Source organism: Methylocucumis oryzae, assembly GCF_000963695.1.
Classification (GTDB): domain Bacteria; phylum Pseudomonadota; class Gammaproteobacteria; order Methylococcales; family Methylomonadaceae; genus Methylovulum; species Methylovulum oryzae.
In genome coordinates this window covers 1-3718 of sequence record NZ_LAJX01000288.1, presented here as the reverse complement: position 1 = coordinate 3718, position 3718 = coordinate 1, and the positions used below count along the sequence as shown (strand labels likewise).

Sequence of the window (3718 nt, the reverse complement as noted above, 5' to 3'; positions counted from 1 at the left end):
GGATGGCGGCCTAACACCGCAAACGGGTCATGATGGGTTGCGGCGATGATGCGGGCATAATCCGCTGGCAGTGCCGAGGTTGATTGTTTTTCACGTTACGTTGCCCCATTAAATAGAATATTTCCTGATGATGTTACCAAACCGTGCAAGGTGTGTGAATTAATACCTGTTGATAACCAGACGAAAAGTCATTTTAGGCAGCGAATGCCTTTAAATCATTAGGTTTTCGAGATAAAACCCGCTTGTTGTTATTAAAGGTTGTTACTACACTAACGTTTTGAAAAAGTGAGAAGGAGTTTTTTTGTTGCCCAAAATTTGGCTTGAGCAATTTCTTACAGCAAAACGCATGATTCATCTCGACAGGATGCCATTGTACCGTTACCACTTATTCGATGAACAATTTAACACCTTATAGAACTGCCTACTGGTCAACGTCACTTAATGATGGAAACAGATTTGCTTTTTGTATGAATTCGCGCAGTTTTTAAATGGGCTTTGGCGTATTTATCGCGACAAAGCTGCTAACAACACTTTTGAGGGATTTGACCATGAAAACCATCTTGCTAGAAATCGAAGATAAAACTTACCAAACGGTTCTGGACTTTATCAAACTATTGCCTGAAAACCGTTGCCGGATTATTGAAGACGATAATAGCCTGTCAGAAAATGACCATCAACACATCCAAGCCTGCCTAAATCAAATCAGCCAAGGTGATTACAGTGATTTTGAGGATTGGGACAGGGGTTATGAACTACCGTCTACTATTACACAAAAGCGTCATCAAATTTCTTGAAAAACGTCTTGCAAAGCAACGCCAAAATTCGCCCCAGTTTTTTTGCTAACAGAATATCCAAAAGCCGAAGTTAGGATTAAACTCTAACTTTCCACCTGTGTGCGTAATCACAGCAACAGCTTTGGTTAACAAATCCGACACCTATGTATTAAAAAACGATAGATATTCCAACACCGAACCTGAAAACGCGTTCAAACGCGCCAAATTCTCCGACCATCCTAACGCCATACTGCGATCCAATAACCAAAACGATGCAATGACGGCAATAATGAGCGAGCCAAAATTGAGCGTTAAGCGTTGATAATACCAGCTATGACGCGCGAGATAGGCCAAGGGGAAAAAGATAGCGACGATAACAAACTGCCCAAGCTCAACGCCGACATTAAAACCGACTAAATTGACTAGCAAATACTGACCATTCACGCCTAAGTCATTTAACACGCTAGCGAAACCTAAGCCATGAATAAGCCCAAAGGCGAAAGCAACTAGCCATAATTTTTGGGTTACTAAAGGCAAAATATTATTCAATGCCGCTAATAATACCGACGCGGCTATCGCTGATTCTACCAGCGCGATGGTAAATCCAGCCAGCCTAATACTGCTAAGCTTAGCGTGATTGAGTGTGCGAGGGTAAACGCCGTAACAACTTTAGCTACTTCTAAAAAGGCGCTTTTTACTGCGGTAACTGGTAACCATTGCCTACCGTTACGAAATACGACAGAAGGCAATAATAAGCTGATTAGGAATAAAATATGGTCATAACCGACCCATATATGCCAAACGCCTTCTTCTACAAATTGCTTAAACGACAACCATGCATTGGACTCATTAAGCACGATTTGTTGTCTAGGTTGCTCAGGACTAAAAATCGCGGTTTGTTGTTGGCTGTCTTGATTCACATTCAGTAAACCACGGTGGGTAGGGTCTAAATCAAAAAACAACCGATAATCGACGGTTAACTGCTCTGGCTTGATGGGGCACAAAGCTGAAAAACGAAGCACGGCATAATAGCCATCGCTATGTTGATCGACTAAATAATCACTGAGCTGTGTCGTACATAGATTGGCATCCGTGTTTAATGCCAAGCGCGCCAGGCTATATGCGACAACGGTGGCTTGATGGTGTTTTAACTCGCCCCAAGTGATTTGATTATCGGCATTATCATCTAAGCCTAACGCATAATCTAAATCACGTAACGCAATATCCCATTGCCCAGTGATAACATTGTTGGTGATATTAATCGTTAAATAACTATCGCTAGGCTTATGCGCATAAGCCGGTAATGCCAATAAGGCAAGGAACAAAGTGAGCCAATTCCACATAAAACCTCCTCTATAGCGGCATGGCGGCTGTGACTAACGCCTTTATCTGTACATCTTGCAACTGCGCTTGTTTTAGCCAGGTTACGATTGAATTAAGTGCCGTGATGTCGTGAGCGGCCACCGCTGCGGCTAACACTAAGCGCGCATCCCAAGGTTCTCGCTGGACTTGCCAATTCGCTAAAGCCAGTTTTAACGCTTGCTCAGGCTGCTTAAACAACTCTAAATAGACTCTCGCTTCCTCACGTTGGTGTAAAGTTTCTTGCCGCAACCGATACGCTGCCATGCGCAATTTAAGTTCATCGAGGTGCTGAGCCGCCGTAACCAAACCTAATGTTTGCTCAGCCAAAGTTAAGCGTAATAACAACGCATCTGAGCGATAATTATCCTTTAGTAATTCAACGACTGGCTTAGGCTTGCCGGTATCTAATAAAAAATCACAATACGCGCTTAAGGCATAGACATCAGCCTCTGGTAGTGCTAAGGCTTGTTTGAAATAGCGCTCGGCCTCATTGTTCTTGCCTAAGCGTGTCGCTAATTCGGCTAATAAGGTTAATGCCCATAAATGGTCTTGTTCTTGACTTGCATTGGCTTCGGCTTCTTGTAACAACAAAAAAGGCCGATTCCGCTTTGCCATGTAAACCCGCCGTATTCGCCATGCAGCTTGCATAAATCAATGCGTTGCTTAAGCGCTTAAGCCTTTGGCAGCTCTGCATTGCCGCATCATAATCGCCTATGACGGTTTGAATCACTGCCTGGCTTAACCACGCTTGAGCATTATCCGGGCGTTGGTTTAATACGGTTTGCAAATCAGTGAGTGCGCCTTGGAAATCATGGTTATGTTGTTTAATCGCCGCTTTCAGCAATAACACGTGAACAGGCGGCTCGGCTTGTTGCCACCAGTTTTTCACAGCGGCTTGGGCATAACCGTAGTAACGCGGGTCGCCATCAATTTTTGCTTTGTCAATTAACAAGTTGGCTACTTTTACCGCAACCGCTAAATTACCCGTATCGGTATTTAACTGTTGTTGCCAATGGCGTAATTCTTGGTCATAAACAGTATTTACAGAGGGTAAAACGTTGTAAGATTTCTGCATCAGAACTTGGACGATAAGGCGTAGCAAAACTAAGCAAACAATGACTTATCAGAATATAAAACAAGAGTTGTTTGAACATAAGAAACCTAACTGCTTAAAACTAGAGATTATTGATTAAGAAAGTGTGTATATACTCTGAACGGTCAAGTTCGGCATCTTATGTTGCGGTGCGCTGTGCGCACCTTTTGCATTGATTTTTAATGATGTTATAAAAGTGCGCACAGCGTACCCTACCTACCTAAAAACCGAATGTGACCGTTTGAAGTATACAAGAGCGAGAGAGTGGCTACCCACTTAAGCCGGGACAGGGCATTCAGAGCGCATAACGCCAGGGATGGCGTGTAGTAGGCAGAAAAGTGCTCCTGCGTTTTCTGCATTCACCACATCCATGTGGCTTAGCAACGCAGGAGCAGTTGCCGAGGACGCCGTAAATACATCCCTGTAGGCTTGGCGGCAGCATCCCTGCTGCCGACACCTGCGCTCTAAACACCCTGCCCAGSTTGTATTG

At 43.9% G+C, this 3718-nt stretch carries 3 protein-coding genes and 1 pseudogene; 1 reads left to right on the top strand and 3 read right to left on the bottom strand.

Annotation, left to right across the window (positions count from 1 at the left end):
* Window positions 1-548: 548 nt before the first annotated feature.
* On the top strand, window positions 549-794 hold the full coding sequence (locus tag VZ94_RS20285; protein ID WP_131655663.1) for a hypothetical protein: 246 nt from the start codon (window positions 549-551) through the stop codon (window positions 792-794).
* Between the two features lie 141 nt (window positions 795-935).
* Here the strand turns inward: VZ94_RS20285 and VZ94_RS20280 are convergent.
* The 3 genes and pseudogenes from VZ94_RS20280 to VZ94_RS27365 all read right to left on the bottom strand — a co-directional run.
* Window positions 936-2116, bottom strand: a pseudogene (locus VZ94_RS20280) (HupE/UreJ family protein).
* A 10-nt stretch (window positions 2117-2126) separates the two neighbouring features.
* Window positions 2127-2750 carry a hypothetical protein gene (locus VZ94_RS23810; protein WP_131655662.1) on the bottom strand — a complete coding sequence of 208 codons (624 nt, stop codon included), beginning with the start codon at window positions 2748-2750 and terminating at the stop codon, window positions 2127-2129.
* A 754-nt stretch (window positions 2751-3504) separates the two neighbouring features.
* A partial coding sequence (locus tag VZ94_RS27365; RefSeq protein WP_204369226.1) for a hypothetical protein occupies window positions 3505-3718 on the bottom strand: 214 nt, incomplete at its 5' end.

Excerpts from the sequence above, each read along its gene's own strand:
- VZ94_RS20285 (WP_131655663.1), top strand. The coding sequence starts at position 549 with ATGAAAACCATCTTGCTAGAAATCGAAGATAAAACTTACCAAACGGTT.
- VZ94_RS23810 (WP_131655662.1), bottom strand. The coding sequence starts at position 2,750 with ATGGCAAAGCGGAATCGGCCTTTTTTGTTGTTACAAGAAGCCGAAGCC.